The organism is Flavobacterium piscis, from assembly GCF_031457575.1.
Classification (GTDB): Bacteria; Bacteroidota; Bacteroidia; order Flavobacteriales; family Flavobacteriaceae; genus Flavobacterium; species Flavobacterium piscis_A.
In genome coordinates this window covers 99,619-119,203 of sequence record NZ_JAVDWQ010000008.1, presented here as the reverse complement: position 1 = coordinate 119,203, position 19,585 = coordinate 99,619, and the positions used below count along the sequence as shown (strand labels likewise).

General features: G+C 39.2%; 11 protein-coding genes. All 11 read left to right on the top strand.

Annotated features, from left to right (window positions below; translation table 11 throughout):
- Positions 1-151 precede the first annotated feature (151 nt).
- The 11 genes from J2W48_RS12955 to J2W48_RS12905 all read left to right on the top strand — a co-directional run bounded on the left by J2W48_RS12955 (position 152) and on the right by J2W48_RS12905 (position 19,523).
- Positions 152-2,581 carry an alpha-L-arabinofuranosidase C-terminal domain-containing protein gene (locus J2W48_RS12955; RefSeq protein ID WP_310281992.1) on the top strand — a complete coding sequence of 810 codons (2,430 nt, stop codon included), beginning with the start codon at positions 152-154 and terminating at the stop codon, positions 2,579-2,581.
- 135 nt (positions 2,582-2,716) lie between these two features.
- Positions 2,717-3,574, top strand: a complete 858-nt coding sequence (locus tag J2W48_RS12950) for a sialate O-acetylesterase (RefSeq protein ID WP_310281990.1) — start codon at positions 2,717-2,719, stop codon at positions 3,572-3,574.
- Positions 3,575-3,684: 110 nt separating this feature from the next.
- A complete protein-coding gene (locus J2W48_RS12945) occupies positions 3,685-5,466 on the top strand; it encodes an NPCBM/NEW2 domain-containing protein (protein ID WP_310281988.1) in 1,782 nt (593 codons plus the stop codon).
- A 215-nt stretch (positions 5,467-5,681) separates the two neighbouring features.
- Positions 5,682-8,018 (top strand): glycoside hydrolase family 2 TIM barrel-domain containing protein, encoded by a 2,337-nt coding sequence (locus J2W48_RS12940; protein ID WP_310281986.1) that lies wholly within the window; start codon positions 5,682-5,684, stop codon positions 8,016-8,018.
- A 15-nt stretch (positions 8,019-8,033) separates the two neighbouring features.
- On the top strand, positions 8,034-10,235 hold the full coding sequence (locus J2W48_RS12935) for a glycoside hydrolase family 3 C-terminal domain-containing protein (protein WP_310282149.1): 2,202 nt from the start codon (positions 8,034-8,036) through the stop codon (positions 10,233-10,235).
- 28 nt (positions 10,236-10,263) lie between these two features.
- Positions 10,264-11,835, top strand: a complete 1,572-nt coding sequence (locus tag J2W48_RS12930; protein ID WP_310281984.1) for a glycoside hydrolase family 43 protein — start codon at positions 10,264-10,266, stop codon at positions 11,833-11,835.
- Between the two features lie 60 nt (positions 11,836-11,895).
- Positions 11,896-13,698, top strand: a complete 1,803-nt coding sequence (locus J2W48_RS12925; RefSeq protein ID WP_310281982.1) for a glycoside hydrolase family 2 protein — start codon at positions 11,896-11,898, stop codon at positions 13,696-13,698.
- A 4-nt stretch (positions 13,699-13,702) separates the two neighbouring features.
- A complete protein-coding gene (locus J2W48_RS12920) occupies positions 13,703-15,478 on the top strand; it encodes an alpha/beta hydrolase-fold protein (RefSeq protein WP_310281980.1) in 1,776 nt (591 codons plus the stop codon).
- Between the two features lie 32 nt (positions 15,479-15,510).
- Positions 15,511-16,296 carry an SGNH/GDSL hydrolase family protein gene (locus tag J2W48_RS12915; protein WP_310281979.1) on the top strand — a complete coding sequence of 262 codons (786 nt, stop codon included), beginning with the start codon at positions 15,511-15,513 and terminating at the stop codon, positions 16,294-16,296.
- Between the two features lie 56 nt (positions 16,297-16,352).
- The gene (locus tag J2W48_RS12910) at positions 16,353-16,646 is read left to right on the top strand and encodes a sigma factor (protein ID WP_310281977.1); all 294 of its coding nucleotides are present in this window, start codon (positions 16,353-16,355) and stop codon (positions 16,644-16,646) included.
- A gap of 528 nt (positions 16,647-17,174) precedes the next feature.
- On the top strand, positions 17,175-19,523 hold the full coding sequence (locus J2W48_RS12905; RefSeq protein ID WP_310281975.1) for a glycoside hydrolase family 44 protein: 2,349 nt from the start codon (positions 17,175-17,177) through the stop codon (positions 19,521-19,523).
- The last annotated feature ends 62 nt before the right edge of the window (positions 19,524-19,585 follow it).

Below are 19,585 nucleotides of genomic sequence, written 5' to 3'. Positions count from 1 at the left end.
TTAAAAATATTATTTCAAAAGGCAGTTCCACAAACGATAGCTTAAAGAGTCAGATAAAGCCATACAAACAGGAACTGTCAATAATCTGGTGGCGGTTAATAACTGCCACCTTCATTACAGTTAGCTGTAAATGAAAAAAATTAAGAAACGGATGAAAAAAGACATAAATAAAAAGCTTATTGCGGGTTTATTACTTTGCGGATTGAGCACTGTGCTAAACGCTCAGACAAACAAAGCGGATAAGGCTAAAATCACGGTTGATGTAAACAATCCGGGGCATGCAATTTCACCTACCTTGTTCGGTATTTTCTTCGAAGATATTAACCTTTCTGCCGATGGAGGATTGTATCCCGAAATGGTAACAAACCGTTCGTTTGAAGATGCTGATATCCCTCAGGATTGGAAGTTTACAAGTGCCGATGGCAAAAGTACGGCTTCGATCAGCAATGCCGACCTTTTTGCGAAACAAGTGATACCGCCATTAAACTCATTCAATCGCAAAGCATTGTTAATTGATGCTTCAGGTTCTTTTAAACTGGAAAATTCAGGCTACTGGGGCATGAATATGGTGCAGGGGGAAAGTTATACGCTGAAGTTTGCCGCACGTGCTATTAAAGGTTTTTCCTCTCCTCTAAAAATAAAAATTCTTAATTCGAAAGGTAATGAAATATCAGCTGCTGAAATAAAAGGAATTACTGAAGACTGGGCATATTATACTGTAAATCTGAAAATAAGTACAGGCGATCCTAAAGCAAGCCTGCAAATTTCAGGCGAAGGCAATGGGAAACTATTTCTGGATATGGTTTCGCTGCTCCCAGATAAAACATGGAAAAATCATGGTTTGCGCACCGATCTTTCCGAAGCACTTGATGCTCTTCATCCCAAATTTCTGCGCTTCCCGGGAGGTTGCTGGGTGGAAGGTGACGATCTCAAGCACATGAACCACTGGAAAAATACAATCGGAAGCATTGATACACGCACAGCACTCTGGAATATATGGGGTTACAATGCCACTAACGGACTTGGGTTTCACGAATATCTTCAACTTTCCGAAGATTTGGGAGCCGAACCACTTTATTGCATAAACATTGGAATGTCACACAAAGAAGTAGTTCCGCTCGACCAAATGGGACAATGGGTGCAAGATGCGCTTGATGCAATCGAATATGCCAATGGACCGGAATCTTCGGTTTGGGGAAGTCTTCGGGCAAAAAACGGACATCCGGAACCATTTAATATGAAATACATTGAAATTGGAAACGAAAATGGCGGAACTCCTTACAACGAACGCTGGCCATTGTTTGTAAAGGCAATTCAGGCAAAATACCCGTACATGAAACTCATTGCCAACGAGTGGGCTGGTGGGCACCCTAAAGAGCCAAAGCCAGAATTAGTTGATGAGCATTATTACAACAATCCCGATTGGTTTATCTGGAATTCAAATAAATATGACAGCTACGACCGCAATGGTTTCAAAGTTTTTGTTGGTGAATATGCGGTAACTTCAGGCACAGGAAACGGTAACCTGCGCGGTGCAATAGGCGAAGCTGCCTGGATGACAGGCATGGAACGAAACTCGGATGTAGTTGTCCTGGGAGCTTATGCACCCTTGTTGTGCAATGCAAACCACAAAGCATGGCCGGTAAACCTAATTAATTTCGACAGTCACCAGTGGTTTGGCTTGCCAAGCTATTATGTTCAGGAAATGTTTTCAAACAACCAGGGAACGAATGTATTGCCTTTCTCTGTAGATAATAATCCGGTCATTGAAATGCCTGTAGGAATGGGTTGTATTGGTTTTGGCACCTGGATGAATTCGGCCGAATTTAAAGATGTTGTGGTTACAGCTCCTGATGGGAAAATTCTGTTTAAACCCGATTTTGCAAAACTCAATAAGGATTTGAGACAAACCGGAAAAGGTGAATGGAGTGTAAAAGATGGAGTTCTCAAACAATCGGCAATAGAACCAGGAGTGAGCATTTTTATGGGAGATTCTACGTGGAAAGACTACACGATCACTTTGAAAGCTCGCAGGATTTCGGGCGAAAACGGATTCCAGATATTATTCCATAATAGGAATAATGAGGAACGTAACCGTTTCGAAGTAGGAGGTTGGAACAATTCTGTTACGCATCTGGAAATGGGCATGGCTGTTGCAGAAATGAAAGGAGAAGCCAAAACGGAACAATGGTATGATGTGAAAATTGAAATCAAAGGAGGCAACGTAAGAGCCTATCTTGACGGAAAGTTAATACAGGAAATTTCAGAAAAAAACCTTACTGTTAAGGGGTTGATTATGAGTGCTGTGAAAGACGATAAATCAGGCGATGTGATTCTTAAAGTTGTAAATGCTTCAGCGAAATCAATAAAAACGGAAATTGATTTGAAAGATGCAAAAGTTTTTACTGGGAAAGGAAAAGCCATTGTGCTTACATCTGCCAGTCCGCTCGATGAGAATACAATGGAACAGCCTACCAAAGTTTCCCCAAAAACAGAAAATGTGAAATTTTCAGGAACGACTATTACACGTTCATTCCCGGGGAATTCATTAACGATATTACGTTTGGAAACTTTACATTAGAAAATGGGAGGTTATTGACGTTAAATAGGCTTCTAAATGACCAATGAGACTTCTAATAAACTGTTTAAATTTATTGAATAAAGGTCATACTAACTATTTGTTGATGATATGTTATTTAATAATGAACTTAATACTATGAAGAAACTAAATATTTTCATTTTTACTGTTATAGGCTTATTCGTTTTGAATACGGGAGCTTTTGCACAGAACCGCAATTTTTACATCTTTATCTGTTTTGGACAATCGAATATGCAAGGTGCAGCTCCAATTGAGAGTCAGGATCTGGCAGTAAATAACCAGCTCAAAGTGTTTCAGGCACAAGATTGCCCAAACCTGAACAGAAAAAAAGCTGAATGGAGTCCTGCTGTTCCGCCTACATGTCAATGTAATTCGGGGTTATCACCAGCAGATTACTTTGGAAGAACTTTAGTTGCCAATCTTCCGGATGACATTACAGTTGGAATTATTAACGTTTCTGTTGCTGGCTGTGACATTAGGCTGTTCGATAAAGATATTTACAAGGATTTCGATTCGACCTACAAAGATAGCTGGTTTACTTCGCTGGTAGAATCTTACGATGGGAATCCTTATCAGTATCTTGTCAATTTGGCCACATTGGCTCAAAAAGACGTAGTTATTAAAGGAATTCTTTTACACCAGGGCGAGACGAACGCAGGACAAGAACAATGGCCATCATATATAAAGAAGATTTATGGCGATATGTTGATCGACCTTTCGTTAAATGCCAATTCGGTTCCACTTTTGGCAGGCGAATTATTATCTGCCGATGGCAATTGTTGTTCAAAAATGAATCCAATTATACGGAAGTTACCCGATACTATTCCATCGGCACATATTATTTCTTCGGAAGGTTGTACCGGAATTGACAATGCCCATTTTGATTCCAATGGTTACAGGGAATTAGGCAGACGATATGGTCTTGAAATGCTTACTCTGTTGGGATACGAAGCCAAATACATAAAAAGTGAATAGGAATATTTGAAGACAAATATAGATGGATTTATTGTGTCACTAACACCGCAAAATAAAAAATAAAAGTTAGAAAACTATACTATTTGTTTTTTAACCTAATTTAAATAAAAATGAAATATAAACTTACCTTGGTTTTGGCACTTTTTTTTAGTGTTATAAATGCACAAACAGCCCAAAAAAAGTATCATCAATGGGCATCCACACCACCACTTGGTTGGAACAGTTGGGATTGTTTTGGAACAACCGTTACAGAACAGCAAATAAAAGAACAGGCAGATGCGATGGCAAAATACCTTTTACCAAGCGGATACAACTATCTCACAGTGGATATTCAATGGTATGAACCTGAATCAAAAAAACATGATTACAATCCGAAGGCGATACTTACCATGGATGAATATGGTCGTTTAACACCAGGTTTGAAAAAATTTCCTTCGGCTGCAGATGGAAAAGGTTTCAAACACCTTGCAGACTATGTGCACTCCAAAGGACTGAAATTCGGCATTCATATTATGCGCGGAATTCCCCGTCAGGCTGTCGAAAAAAATACTCCCGTACTCGGGACAAACGTAAAAGCTCAGGATATTGCCATTAAAAGCTCTACCTGTGGATGGAATCCTGATATGTACGGTGTTAATGCCAATAGCCCTGAAGGTCAGGCATACTATAATTCCATTGTGCAGATGTATGCCGACTGGGGAGTAGATTTTATCAAGTGTGACGATATTTCACGCCCTTACGATGATGTGCAAAAGGCCGAAATTGAGGCTCTTCGAAAAGCAATAGACAAAACCGGTCGGCCTATTCTGTTAAGTTTATCGCCGGGAGCAACGCCGGTTAAAATGGGTGGGCATGTCATGAATCATGCCAATATGTGGCGTATCACCGACGATTTTTGGGATCGCTGGGGATTATTGCAAGGCATGTTTGAGCGAATGGATGCGTGGACCCCTTTTCGTGGACCCGGACATTTCCCTGATGCCGATATGCTGCCTATTGGAATAGTTGAATTCAAACGCCCAACCAATTTCACTAAAAACGAACAATATACACTTATGAGCCTTTGGGCTATTGGTCGTTCGCCACTTATTTTTGGTGGAGATATGACCCAGCTCGACGATTTTACCAGGGAAATGCTCACCAATCCTGAAATGCTCAATGTAAATCAACACAGCATCAATAACCGTCAGGTGTCGCGCGAAAAGAATCTGATTGTGTGGACAGCCGATGTGCCTAATAGCAAAGACAAGTATGTAGCCCTTTTCAACGCGCAAACCAAGGGAGAAAATCTTGATTTAAACAATGCCGATTATGTCAGTCCAATAATCGCAGGCAAAGGAAGTTCGCAAAAGATAGAAGTATCGGTAAAAGAGGGTAAAAAACTTGTTCTCTTTGTGGAAGATGGCGGAAATACTAATGATTGGGATCATATCGTTTGGGTCGATCCGGTACTTCACGGTTCTAAAGGCGATTTAAAACTGACTAGCCTCAAATGGTTGGGCGCAACTTCGGGCTGGGGAGAAGTGAATGTCAATCGTACCTGCGACAATAACCCAATTATTATAAATAATGAAACACGAGAAGGAATTGGCGCTCATGCAGAGTCTGTGATAGTTTATGAATTGCCCGAAGGATATGATTCTTTTACAGCAACCGGCTACGTAACAACAGAAATAGGCTCAGTGAATTTTGGGGTTTTGGTTGATAAAGGAACATTAAATATGCCCGACAAGGCCAATGTAAAAGTAAACTTTGAAGATATTAATATAAAAGGCAAAGTAAAAGTGCGCGATTTGTGGAATCACAAAGATCTGGGAACTTTTGATGGGAGTTTTGAGCGTGAATTGCCACAACATGGGGCAGGACTGTATCGGATAACTCCTTTGCGATAAGATAATAATTCTCTGCAGAGTGTTGTAAAGCCTTTGTCATGATTACGCAATAGCAAATTGATGAATGAATACTCATATTCAATAATACAAATTATAAATATAAACACAACAAAATGAATAGCTTAAATTCATATAGGAGACAATATTTTGCAAAACGAATAGTATTCATATTTATACTATTTATAAGCTTTTTTCCAGCAATTGCACAAAATGGCATGGAAAGAAAACAGTTATTTGATTCTGACTGGAAATTCTTTTTAGGCGATGTCACTGAAGCCAAAACAAATGATTTCAATGATGCAGGCTGGCGTAAACTTGATCTGCCCCACGATTGGAGTATCGAAGGAAAAATTCATCCTAAGAATACTACTGGTGGAGGTGGAGGATATTTCCCGTCAGGAATTGGCTGGTATCGCAAAACCTTTGAGGTACCTAATGAATGGAAAACTAAAAAAACAGCTATTTATTTTGAAGGTGTTTATATGAATTCGGAAGTTTTTATCAACGGAAAATCGCTGGGTGTTTATCCTTATGGCTACTCATCATTCAGTTACGACCTTACCCCTTACTTGAATTTTGGAAAAGAAAATGTTATTGCGGTAAAAGTCGACAATTCACAACAGATGAACAGCCGCTGGTACAGTGGCTCGGGAATCTACCGTCATGTTTGGATGATGACTTCAGATCCTGTACATGTTACTGATTGGGGTGTTGGGATTTCAACTCCTGAGGTATCTTCAAAAAAAGCAACAGTACTGGTGAAAACCAAGGTTAAAAATGAAACTGCATCCGCCCAGAGCGTTGTTGTAAAAACCTTTCTTTGGAACAAGAATTCTAAAAGTGCGGGAAATAGTCAGGTAAAAATTGAGGTTCCTGCCAATAGCGAGAAAGAAATAACCCAAACCATACAAGTGTCAAAACCTATGCTTTGGACGCCAGAAACACCGCATTTATATCAGGCCCAGGTTCAGGTAGTAAAGGATAAAAAAGTGCTGGACGATACAAAAACCAATTTTGGTATCCGTTCCATAAAATTTACTGCCGAAAATGGATTCCAGCTTAATGGAAAAACAATAAAAATAAATGGCGGTTGCGTACATCACGATAACGGCTGCCTGGGTGCTGCTGCTTTTGACCGTGCTGAAGAACGTAAAGTAGAATTGCTCAAAGCCGGTGGGTTCAATGCCGTGAGGACATCCCACAACCCGCCTTCTGAAGCATTTTTGGATGCCTGCGATAGATTGGGTTTGCTGGTAATGGACGAATCATTCGATTGCTGGAAAATTGGAAAAAACAGTAACGACTACGCAAAATATTTCGACCAATGGTGGAAAAAAGATTTGCAGGCCATGATTTTGAGGGATCGTAATCATCCATCTATCATTATGTGGAGCATAGGTAATGAAATTGCAGAGCGAGGAAAACCCGAGGCTGTTGAAACAGCTAAAATGCTTTTGCAGGAAGTAAAAAAAATAGATACAACAAGGCCTGTAACTTCTGCAGTTGTGAATTTCGACAAATGGGAGAACCTGGATCCTTTGATAAACGTACATGATGTTGCAGGTTATAATTACAACCTGCATACTGCTGCGGACGATCATAAAAGAGTGCCTTCGCGTATCATCGTTCAAACCGAATCCTATCCAAAAGACGCTTTTAACAATTGGAAACTGGTACAGGAAAACAATTATGTGATCGGGGATTTTGTTTGGACAGCCATGGATTATTTGGGTGAATCAGGTATCGGACGTTATTACTATTCGGGAGAAGTTCCCGGCCAGCACTGGGAAAATGATTTCTTCCCTTATCATGGTGCTTACTGCGGTGACATAGATTTGATTGGATGGAGAAAACCCATTTCACATTACCGAAGCCTGTTGTATAATACGAACGAGAAACTCTATATGGCAGTTCGTGAACCAGCCCCGGAACCTTTGGAAATCAAAGAAACCTGGTGGTCGGTTTATCCAACGTGGGAGAGCTGGACATGGCCGGGTTTTGAAGGAAAAACGGTTCAGGTTGAAGTGTATTTCAAATACCCGAAAGTAAGATTATACCTGAACGACAAACTGGTTGGTGAACAAAAAACGAGTAAAGAAGAGCAATTCAAGGCTACTTTTCCTATTCCATATGCTGCAGGTTTGCTTAAAGCTGTTGGAGTAGAAAATGATAAGGAAATGGAATCAACCATTCTGCAAACTGCAAGCGATGCAGCAAAAATAAAATTGACTGCCGACCGAAAAGAGATACTGGCCAACGGACAGGATTTATCATTCATAACTATTGAAATAACAGATAAGGATGGGATATTCCAACCCAACGCCACCAACCGCCTGAATTTTAAAATCGAAGGACCAAGTATCATTGCCGGAGTAGATAATGCTGATTTGAAAGACTTCGAACAATACGTGGGTAATACACGCAAAGCATGGAAAGGACGAGCACTGGTTGTGATAAAAAGCAATCATCAGGCAGGTGAAATTAAATTATCGGTATCATCAGATGGATTGGAAGGGAAAAGTATAATTATTACATCAACGCAAAATAATTAATACATGAGAATAGTAATGATAAAAAGAAAAATAAGCATTTTAGTAGTATTATTTACGCTGCTGTCTGTTAACGGATGGGCACAAGAGCCTGTTTACCTGGATACAAGCAAACCTATAGAAGTTCGTATAAAAGATGCCTTGTCACGAATGACATTAGAAGAAAAAGTGGCACTTTGCCATGCGCAGTCAAAATTCAGTTCAAGAGGAGTTCCCCGGCTGGGCATTCCGGATGTATGGTCTTCTGATGGATCGCATGGCGTGAGCGATGAGAAACTATGGGATGAGTGGAGCAGTGCCCAGTGGACCAATGATTCCTGCACCGCTTTTCCTGCATTAACCTGTCTTGCGGCAACATTCAACTCAGACATATCGCTGCTTTACGGTAAATCTATAGGAGAAGAAGCCCGATACCGAAACAAAACCATGTTGTTGGGACCAGGAGTCAATATTTATCGTACACCGCTCAATGGCCGGAATTTTGAATATATGGGAGAAGATCCTTTCTTGGCTTCACGCATGGTGGTTCCCTACATTCAGGGTGTACAGTCTAATGGAGTTGCTGCGTGCGTAAAGCACTTTGCGTTGAACAACCAGGAAATTTCCCGTGGCGAAATTAATGTAAATGTAAGTGACCGTGCGCTGCACGAGATTTATCTTCCTGCCTTTAAAGCTGCGGTTCAGGAAGGAAAAGTCTGGTCCATCATGGGGGCCTATAACAAAATATGGGGCATGCATAGCTGTCACAACGACATTTTGCTGAATAAAATCCTGAAAACTGATTGGAAGTTCGATGGCGTGGTGGTCAGCGACTGGGGCGGCGTACACAATACCGATGAAGCTGTCAATGGCGGACTTGATATTGAGATGGGCACCTATACCAACGGATTGACCACACAAGGACATTTTCCTTTTTCCAGCTATTATTTGGCCGATCCGTTCCTGCAAGGAATCAAATCGGGAGAATATGAAATGTCGAAACTTGATGATAAAGCAAGCCGAATCCTGCGGATGATTTTTCGCACGACCATGAGTGCCAATCGCCCATTTGGACGTTTTGTATCGCCCGAACATAGCTTGGCAGCACGACAAATAGCGCAAGAAGGTATTGTTCTTCTTAAAAATGACAAACAGTTTTTGCCTATTCCACAAGGCAAATACACAAAGATTGCCGTGATAGGCGAAAATGCTACACGCAGCCTGATTGTTGGGGGAGGTTCCACGTCGCTGAAAGCGGCTTATGAAATTACACCATTACAGGGATTAAAGAATAAATACGGCAAAGATCATATTGTTTACAGCATGGGATATGCTTCAGGCCGGCCACTATATGGATCGGAAGAACCTTCTAAATTAAATATAGACTCCTTGCAAACTGCGGCTATTGAAGTTGCCCGTCATGCCGATGTGGTTCTTTTTGTTGGGGGGTTGAATAAGAATTATTTTCAGGATTGCGAAAGTGGTGACCGTAAATCGCTTAGTTTGCCATTCGGACAAGATAAACTCATTGAAGCGATACAGAAAGTTAATAAAAATACTGCCGTGATTTTACTAAGCGGCAATGCGGTTTTGATGCCCTGGCTGGATAAAACACCAGCAGTTGTGCAGGGATGGTATCTTGGTTCTGAAGCCGGAAATGCTTTGGCCGATATTATTTCAGGTGAAGTAAACCCTTCAGGAAAACTGCCTGTCTCATTTCCTAAAAAACTGGAAGATGTCGGGGCGCATACCTTTGACAAATCCTGTTATCCGGGTGATGGCGTCAACGTGTATTACAAAGAGGATATTTTAGTTGGATACCGTTGGTTTGATACTAAAAAAATCCCAGTCCTTTTTCCATTCGGATATGGATTGAGTTATACCACATTCCAATACGGGAAACCCACAGTTTCTTCAAAATCAATTACAACAGCCGATTCATTAGTGGTGACAATTCCAATAAAAAACACAGGCAAAGTTGCGGGTAAAGAAGTGGTTCAATTGTATGTCAATGATGAAAAGTCAAGTTTGCTCCGTCCGCTTAAAGAATTAAAAGGGTTTGAGAAGATTTCGTTAGAACCGGGAGAGGAAAAAACGGTGAGTTTCACCTTGACAAAAGAAGACTTTTCTTATTACGATGACAAAAAAAATACATGGATTGCAGAACCCGGTAAATTCAAAATTATGATTGGAGCTTCGGCTACCGATATCAAGGGTACGGTTGACTTCATTCTGAAATAGGGTTTAATAATTGATTAAAAAAAATTACATGAAAAAAATAATTATTCTTTTAGTTTGCATTTTGGGGCTTTCTCACTACTCAAATGCTCAGGGATATAAAAACCCTGTCATTTCTGGTTTTCATCCAGACCCAAGTGTGTGCAGGGTAGGTGATGATTATTATCTGGTAACCAGTAGTTTTGAATATTTTCCGGGCGTTCCGGTCTTTCATAGCAAAGACTTAATTAACTGGACAAAGATAGGGCATTGCCTGACCCGTCCTTCCCAGCTCAAATTAGACAAATGCCCGCCTTCTGCAGGAATCTATGCGCCTACAATCCGTTATCACGAAGGTCTTTTTTATATGGTGACCACAAATGTATCCAGTGGAAATTTTTATGTATACACAGATAATCCTGCCGGCGAATGGTCTGAACCCGTTTACGTGGATCAGGGCGGTATTGATCCTACGTTATATTTTGAAGACGGTAAATGCTACTTTATCTCAAACGGCAAAGGCATCACCATTTCTGAAATAGATGTTAAAACAGGAAAAAGACTTACCGAAAGTAGGATTGTATGGAATGGTACAGGAGGACGTTATCCTGAATCGCCGCATATTTATAAAAAAGATGGATTTTATTATTTACTGATTTCTGAAGGTGGTACTGAATACGGACATAAAATGACAATTGCACGCAGTAAAGATCTCTATGGACCTTATCAGTCGAATCCAGCTAATCCGATTTTTACGCACATAAATGAAAATGCACAAAACAACCCAATTCAAGGTACTGGGCATGGCGATTTTGTTCAGGCACATGATGGTTCCTGGTGGATTGTCTTTCTGGGGTTTCGTCCGCAGAGTTTATTGCATCACGTATTGGGACGTGAAACCTTTTTAGCTCCGGTAAGATGGGATGCCAATGCCTGGCCTGTAATAAATGGCAACGGTACAGTTGATATTGACATGAATGTACCTACTTTGCCTTTAAAACCTGTAAAGCAACATGACCTTTCTACCGATTTTGATGAAGCGAAGTTAGGTGTTGATTGGAACTACCTCCGAAACCCGTTTATGAATAATTATTCCCTGACTGAAAAGAAAGGTTCATTGAGGCTGAAAGCAAGCCCAGTTTCTTTGGATGATAATGATTCGCCTACTTTTGTTGGTCGCAGACAGGAGCATATTGATTTTTCGGCTACCACTGTGCTTTCTTTAAATGATGCAAAAGAAGGTGACCAGGCGGGAATGACAATTTACTACTCACCCCAGGCGCATTATGACATCTTTTTAAAAAAATCGGAAAAAGGGAAGCGTAAACTGGTAGTACGTTATAAAATGGGAGTGCTGAACCACACCGCATACGAGATGGAGATTCCCGGCGATAAAATTTATTTGAAAGTAAAAGGGGATAAAGATTTTTACTCATTTTATTATTCCCTTGATGGCAACCAGTTTAATTTTTTAAACAAGATCAACGTCTGGTATCTGAGTTCTGAAACCAATGGAGGTTTTACAGGAGTTGTTATTGGATTATATGCCGCATCCGAAAGTAAAAATACTAAAGGGTATGCCGATTTTGACAAGTTTATGTATAAGCCAGGTAATTTAGAATAATATGAATGTAGTGGTATTTCACCTAGGCGATGTGATTTAGAAAAAAAAAACAAAAGTAAGATGAATAAAAAAACAAAAAAAATAGTGTTTAAAAAAGAGATGTTGGTTGCTCTGATCATTTTTCTATGGGGTAATTATTTATATGCCCAAACAGCAATGATGAATGTTCAATCTCGAAGTTTGACAAGTTTAAATGGTGAATGGCAGGTAATTTTAGATCCATTAGGCGCAGGGGATTGGAAACAGGTCTGGCAGGAAAAAAAGCCTCAAAAAAAGACGGACTTTGTTGAGTATTCTTTTGATGGAGGCCCAATGTTAAAAGTACCTGGCGATTTTAACTCGCAACTAAGCGAACTCACTTATCTGGAAGGTATTGTTTGGTACAAAAAAGTATTCAATTATAAGTCTGACGAAGAAAAAAGATTATTTCTCCATTTTGGAGCTGTAAATTATTTGGCAGATGTGTATCTGAATGGTGAAAAAATTGGAAGCCATGAAGGAGGATTTACTCCTTTTCAATTCGAAATTACGGATAAAGTAAAAAATGGAGATAATGTTGTAATCGTTAAAGTAGATAATAAACGTTTGAATAATGGTTTACCAAGTGCAGGATATGACTGGTTTAATTTTGGAGGTATTACCCGCGATGTCAATTTGATTAAAACCAACAAAACTTTTATAGAAGATTATTTCATTCAACTAAAAAAAGGGAGCTTAAACAACGTATTGGGATGGGTAAAATTAAATGGAACAAGTGCAAAACAAAAAGTTACAATTAAAATTCCTGAACTTAATAAGGTATATAAAACAAAAGCAAACGATGATGGTTATGCCAGAGTTGAGTTTGCTTCGAATTTTAGTCTTTGGTCTCCACAAAATCCCAAGTTATATAAAGTCATCATTGAAAGTGAAACAGATGTGGTTGTTGATAGCATTGGTTTTAGGAGTATTGAAGTTCAGGGCAGCAAGATATTACTGAACAAAAAAGACGTTTTTTTAAAAGCAGTAAATATCCACGAGGAAAATCCATATAAAGGCACTAGAGCACAGTCGAAAGAAGATGCCTTGATACTATTGAATGCTGCCAAAGAATTAGGATGCAACCTTGTTCGCCTGGCTCATTATCCACATAATGAAAACATGGTCAGGGAAGCTGAAAAAATGGGACTAATGGTGTGGAGTGAACTTCCCATATACCAGTTTATTCAATTTTCGGATAGCCTTCTTCCAAAAAAAATGGAGACGATGTTGAAAGAAATGATTCGCAGGGATAAAAATCGTTCTGGAGTTGTTGTCTGGAGTCTTTCGAATGAGACTTATCCGGATATTCCAAACCGAAATGAGGCGCTTATTGAATTAACCCAAAAATGCAGGGTAATAGATTCAACACGGTTGATAACCCATGTTATAAATACGCAAGGCTATACAAACAACTCATTTAATGTTTGGGACCCACTTTATAAACATTCCGATTTGGTTGCCATTAACGAATATATAGGATGGTATGTTCCGTGGCAAGGTAAGCCATCGGATGTAAAATGGCAGTTCGCTTTTCCTGATAAACCCGTATTTATTTCAGAGTTTGGAGGAGAAGCCATATATGGAAGTAATGATCGACCAACAGATGAAGCCGCCAATTGGACCGAAGTATATCAGGAACAAATTTATAAGGACCAAATAGAACTGTTTAAAACAATTCCAAATTTATGTGGAACCTCACCCTGGCTGTTATTTGATTACAAATCATTGGGAAGGATGAATCAGGTTTATCAGAAAGGCTACAACAGAAAAGGATTGTTGTCTGAAAAAGGAGAAAAGAAGAAAGCTTGGTATATCATGAACGAATATTATAATAAAAATTAAAAGCATGAAACAAATAGTATTGACTTTTTTCTTTTTGATAGTAGTTAATGGTAATCTTTTTGGACAAAGCAAGGTAATTGAAATTTGGAATGGAAAAGTTCCCGGTTCAATTCAAAATCCTGATTATAAACAAATTGTTGATTCTACATATTACATAAAACTAAGAAATATTTCACAACCCACTATTGAAGTTTATCTTGCATCTGCCGATAATAATTCTGGAACGGCTATGGTGGTATGTCCTGGAGGAGGTTACTATGGTATTTCATTTTTAAGTGAAGGAGTTGAAATAGCAAAATGGTTAAATCAGTTGGGTATTACGGCTGTTGTTTTACATTACCGTTTGCCTGATGACGCTATTATGAAAAACAAATCCATCGCCCCGTTGCAGGACGGGCAAGAAGCCATACGTATAGTACGCCGTAACGCAAAAGAATGGGGTATTGATCCACAAAAGATCGGGATAATAGGCTTTTCGGCCGGAGGTCATTTGGCATCTACGGTTTCAACTCATTTCAATGAGAAAGTGTATGAATCTAAAGATACAACCAGTGCCCGTCCGGACTTTTCTTTACTGATCTACCCTGTAATATCAATGGAAGAAAGTATAACACACAAAGGATCACAAGTAAATTTACTGGGAAGCAATCCATCTTCAGAACAAATAAAACATTTTTCAAATGAATTACAGGTAAACGGAGAAACTCCTCCGGCTTTCTTGGTTCATTCCATAGACGATGGAGCTGTTCCGGTACAAAATAGCATTGAATATGCATTGGCTATGCAAAAATACCATGTTCCCTGTGAACTCCACATTTATCAAACAGGAGGTCATGGATATGGACTTGGAAGGTCGAAAAACACAGAATCTTCATGGCCTGAAGCCTGCCGAAAATGGCTTGAGGCAAGGGAGTATATAAGCGAGAAAAGAACGCCCAAAAATGATATTGAAAAACCGGTTAAACTTAGTTCTGACGACAGGCCTGCATTCAATGATCCTCCAACTGGGTTCAGGGAGAAGCGGGAGAATATAGCACATGGTGTTATTACGAATGTTCAGTATGACTCTAAAACGCTTTCCACACGAAGGGAGATGTTAGTTTATACGCCTCCTGGCTATTCCCCTGATAAAAAGTATCCAGTCATTTATTTACTGCACGGTCTCAATTCAGGTGCTGGACAATGGCCGTACTGGGTTCGTGCCGATTATGTGATTGACAACCTGATTGCCGAAGGCAAGATCAAACCAGCGATTATGGTTTTCCCGAATTGTAATACAAACTTAACTGTAAACAATCCCAAACCTGATGAACAGGAAGAGCGAAAAGGCGGCTATAAAGGCTATGGTGTGTCTTTCGAGAACGACTTTCTTAAGGATATCATCCCTTATGTAGAGTCACACTATTCTGTTTATACTAATCGTAAACATCGTGCACTTGTGGGCTTGTCTATGGGGGGTGGACAATCTCTGAATATTGGACTTTCTCATATCGATACCTTTGCATATATTGGTGGATTTTCATCAGCTCCGAATACCAATGAATTTGGCGGGCTATCTGATTCCAAGTTGTTGCCTAATTTGATTGCCGCCAAGAAGAAATTAAAGTTATTGTGGCTTGCTTGTGGCAACAAGGATGGACTTATAGATGTTAGTCAACGTGTACATCAGTATTTTAAAGAACAAGAGATACCACACATTTGGCATGTGGATGGCAACGGTCATGATGATACCGAATGGGCCAATAATTTGTATCATTTTGCTCAGCATATTTTCAAATAAAGGCAAAAGGGTTTACACCAAAACAAAATAGAATGACAACAAAAGATTCTTCAAGAAGAGGTTTTATTAAACTTATGTCGGTAGCGGGCTTGGTGGCAACAGGATTGCCTACCGCCTGTTCAAATGCAAAAGCAGCAATTGCAAAACCTGAAAAAGAGAACTTGGTATTCTTGTTTCAAGGCGACTCCATAACTGATGGCAACCGGGATAGAAGTGAAGATCCGAATCATATTTTGGGACATGGTTATTGTTTTTCTGTTTCCAGCAGGATTGGTGCTGATTTTCCACAATATGGATATAAATTTTTTAACCGGGGCATAAGTGGAAATTCGCTTGACGATCTTGAAAAAAGGTGGCAAGCCGATACCTTGGATTTGAAACCCGATGTATTAAGTTTATTAGTTGGTATAAACGATGTGAATGCGTTAATAGATGGGAAGAAAGAGGCATTGGATGCAAAAATGTTTGAAAGCACTTACCGTAAGCTGCTGACTTCATGTGTCAAACAAAATCCAAATCTTTTGATAGTACTGGGATTACCGTTCTTTTTTGCTTCCGGCTGGCGTAAAGACCAATATCAAAAGTGGCATCCATTGACAGTCGAAAGAGCAGATATTGTAAAACGGATTGCTGCCGATTTTAATGCTGTTTTAGTTGATTATCCAAAGGTTTTTGAAGAGGCGCAACAACTAGCTACAATTGATTATTGGATTTGGGATGGTGTGCATCCAACTGCATTTGGTCATGAACTGATGGCTCGTGAGTGGATTAAGCAAGTTAGTAAGCGTTTGAGTTTTTTAAAATTATATACCGAATAAGATGAATAAAATTCAAAAAATAATTATAATCACTAGTTCTTTTGTGTTCAAAAGCTTTGTTTGCACAGACCAGTTACTATGGTGATTTAATTAGTTATGGAAACTCATTTTATCGTTTTCCTGAAAGAGTTCAGGATTGTGTCCAGGACGTGTTTGCAGATGTTTGGTTATATCGTGAATCTTTGCAAGAACCAAATGCGGTAAAGGCTTATTTATTGTCAAGTGTACGAAAGAGAATTGCACGTTTGTATGAACGGGATCATATTTTCAGAAAAACTACAACTACAGATTCAATTGAATTTCTTTTTGATTTTTCGGTGGAGCATGAACTTGTCAAGGGCTGGGCGTAGAAGAGATTGCAGAAATGTTATATGTCAATTATCAATCGGCAAAGAATCTTTTGCATCGCGGATTACTTACTCTTCGTAAGGAATGGACAGGGAGTTTTTCGATTATTGCATTGCTGTCTTCAGGTGTTTTTAAATTTATTTAAAAGAAAATATAAAAAAATATAAATAGGTGAGTACTTAATTAATAAGTTGTCCTCTGTGTTTTTGTAACCTCATTTATTCATCCGAAAAACATGGTCAAATTATCTGCTATAAAACTATTGTTGAATAAAATTTAAACAGGCTCTAATTCTTTATTACTTGGAAAAAAAAAGAGAAAAATTTGTAAAAAAAAAATAAGCATAATATTTTAAATTTAGGCTTTCATTTTAGTGTCACTTTTAGGTCTTTAATTTGCTCAACAGCACGATTGGGAGAATAGGAAAAGTAATCGGGATGAAAAGCAAATTAACACAATTATTAATCAAATTAACTTTTATGAATTAAATTTTATCAATTAACTATTAACCATTAAACCATTTTATTATTATGAAAAAAAAAACAATTACTTTCATGCCTCAATTTAGGAGAGGTATTCGTTTGGCAATTTTTGCTATCGTACTTTTAATGTTCACGAATGGGTGGGCACAGTCAGCCACCATAACGGTGGATGCCACCAAAAACAAGCGCTTGATATCGCCGAATATCTATGGAAAAAATGACTTCTTTGACCGCACCGACCAATTTTATAAAGATGCAGGCTTGAAGTTTGCCCGTCTGAATGGAGGTAATAATGCATCATCCTATAACTGGCAGGCAAAACTTACTGTTCATCCCGACTGGTATAACAACGTTTATGCTACTGATTGGAATGTAGCAGCACAAAAAATCAATACCAGTTTTCCCGGTATGCAGGGTATGTTTGCCTTTCAGTTACTGGGTAGGGTTGCATCCAACACCAATAACAATTTCGATGACTGGGCATTCAACCAGGCAAAGCAGTGGTCTGGTACTAAGCAGGACTTAGCCGGTGGAGGAGTTGTTAACACCGCTGGCGGTCATAATGCCCTGGTTGACGGTAACCCTGAGTTATTCAGTAAGCCATGGACGGCAGACTCTTCTGTGGGAATTCTAAAGGATTGGTTTGGAGCCGGTGGTAAAGGGTTTAACAAAGACCAGTTTGTATACTGGAATATGGACAATGAGGTAGATATATGGCATAGCACACATAAATGGGCTATGCCAAAGCCGCTGTCGGCTGCCGCTTTTATGGATCGTTACATCGAGTTGGCAAAGAAAGCGAAAGCGATCTATCCCGGTATTAAGCTTTGCGGGCCTGTTAACACCTCTGAATGGTATTGGTACAACTGGCCAGAAGAAAATATACGGATAAATGGCAGATCTTATACATGGATGGAATATTTCATCAAACGTCTTGGGGATGAGTACAAGGCAACTGGTATGAAACTGGTTGATGTAGTAGATATTCACAATTATCCTGAGTATAAGACTAATAATGCTGATGCTGATGCACTGCAGGGGCATCGAATTTATTATGATGAAAATTATGATTACCCGAGTTCAAATGGTATTAGCACAATTAACGGGGGATGGGATACCTCAATTAAAAAACAATATATTTTCAAGCGCATTGATGGCTGGTTAAACGAACATTTTGGAGCAAATCATGGCATAACAACTGGTATAAGCGAATGGGGCACCGGGTCAAGCAGCAATCCAAGTCTGGAATCGGTTATATATGCTTCACATCTTGGTACGTTTGCCAACAATGGCGTTGAACTTTTTTCTCCATGGAACTGGTCTGTTGGTATGTGGGAAACCTTGCACTTGTTTAGCAAGAACGCAAAAAAATATAGTGTTTCAAGTGTTTCGACAGCAGAAAATACAGTTTCTGCCTATTCCTCTATAAGTGACGCCGCAGATCAGATGACGGTAATAATTGTGAACAAAGACATGAACTCTGCCCAAAATGTGACAGTTAATCTTAACGGATTTCAGGTAGCCAATGGAAATTATAAGACTTTGCAATTATCATCTCTGCCTGCCAACGAAACTTTTGTATCGGAGACACAAAATGCACTTAAAACAAGTCAGGTCGGAGTGAATTCAAATTCGTTAACCATATCTGTGCCAAAACTTTCGACTACTGCAATACTTTTGACAAAAACGACAACACCTTCTGTTACCTACGTTACTTTAGCCAATAGGGGTACTGGTTTGCTGATGGATGGTATGTACAGATCCGACAATGGTTCCAATGCAGGGCAATATGCTAACAGCGGCGCCACTGCACAACAATGGTCAATTGAAACGGTTGGAAACTATGTGATGCTGAAAAATCGTGCTACAAACTTATACCTTGATGGTATGTACAGATCCTCCAATGGTTCCGTTACAGGACAATATAGTTATAGTGGCAGTGATGCACAATATTGGACACGCGAAACCGCAGGAAGCTATGTTAAGTTTAAGAATAAAGCCACAGGTCTGTATATTGATGGAATAGGTAATAAGACCAATGGTGCTGATTTAGCGCAATGGAGCTCAAGTAGCCATTTTAATCAGCAATGGTCAATAAATACAGTATCCTCTGCAAAAATGAGTTCAATATCCGAACAAAATAGTACGGAAGAATCAAGTTTACCGATAGTGTTGTACCCAAATCCATTCTCGTCAGCCATCACTCTTAAAGTTGATGAACCAAATAAAATAAATGATATTTCAATTTTTGACATGACTGGTAAACTGGTTGAAAGTATACCACATTCTGAAATTACAAGTTCCATGTCTATAGGTTCTTCCCTAACACCCAATATCTATATCGTTAAGGTTTCTGCGGCAGATGGGGTAAAAACTTTTAAAATTGTTAAGAAATAATGATGATAATTAATAAACAGCGCTGGATCGCTAAATATTGATTTTTAAAGTTATTTAAAACT

Coding starts and splice junctions, on each gene's coding strand:
- J2W48_RS12905 (WP_310281975.1), top strand. CDS start 17,175: ATGAAAAAAAAAACAATTACTTTCATGCCTCAATTTAGGAGAGGTATT.
- J2W48_RS12935 (WP_310282149.1), top strand. CDS start 8,034: ATGATAAAAAGAAAAATAAGCATTTTAGTAGTATTATTTACGCTGCTG.
- J2W48_RS12955 (WP_310281992.1), top strand. CDS start 152: ATGAAAAAAGACATAAATAAAAAGCTTATTGCGGGTTTATTACTTTGC.
- J2W48_RS12945 (WP_310281988.1), top strand. CDS start 3,685: ATGAAATATAAACTTACCTTGGTTTTGGCACTTTTTTTTAGTGTTATA.
- J2W48_RS12930 (WP_310281984.1), top strand. CDS start 10,264: ATGAAAAAAATAATTATTCTTTTAGTTTGCATTTTGGGGCTTTCTCAC.
- J2W48_RS12925 (WP_310281982.1), top strand. CDS start 11,896: ATGAATAAAAAAACAAAAAAAATAGTGTTTAAAAAAGAGATGTTGGTT.
- J2W48_RS12950 (WP_310281990.1), top strand. CDS start 2,717: ATGAAGAAACTAAATATTTTCATTTTTACTGTTATAGGCTTATTCGTT.
- J2W48_RS12915 (WP_310281979.1), top strand. CDS start 15,511: ATGACAACAAAAGATTCTTCAAGAAGAGGTTTTATTAAACTTATGTCG.
- J2W48_RS12920 (WP_310281980.1), top strand. CDS start 13,703: ATGAAACAAATAGTATTGACTTTTTTCTTTTTGATAGTAGTTAATGGT.
- J2W48_RS12940 (WP_310281986.1), top strand. CDS start 5,682: ATGGAAAGAAAACAGTTATTTGATTCTGACTGGAAATTCTTTTTAGGC.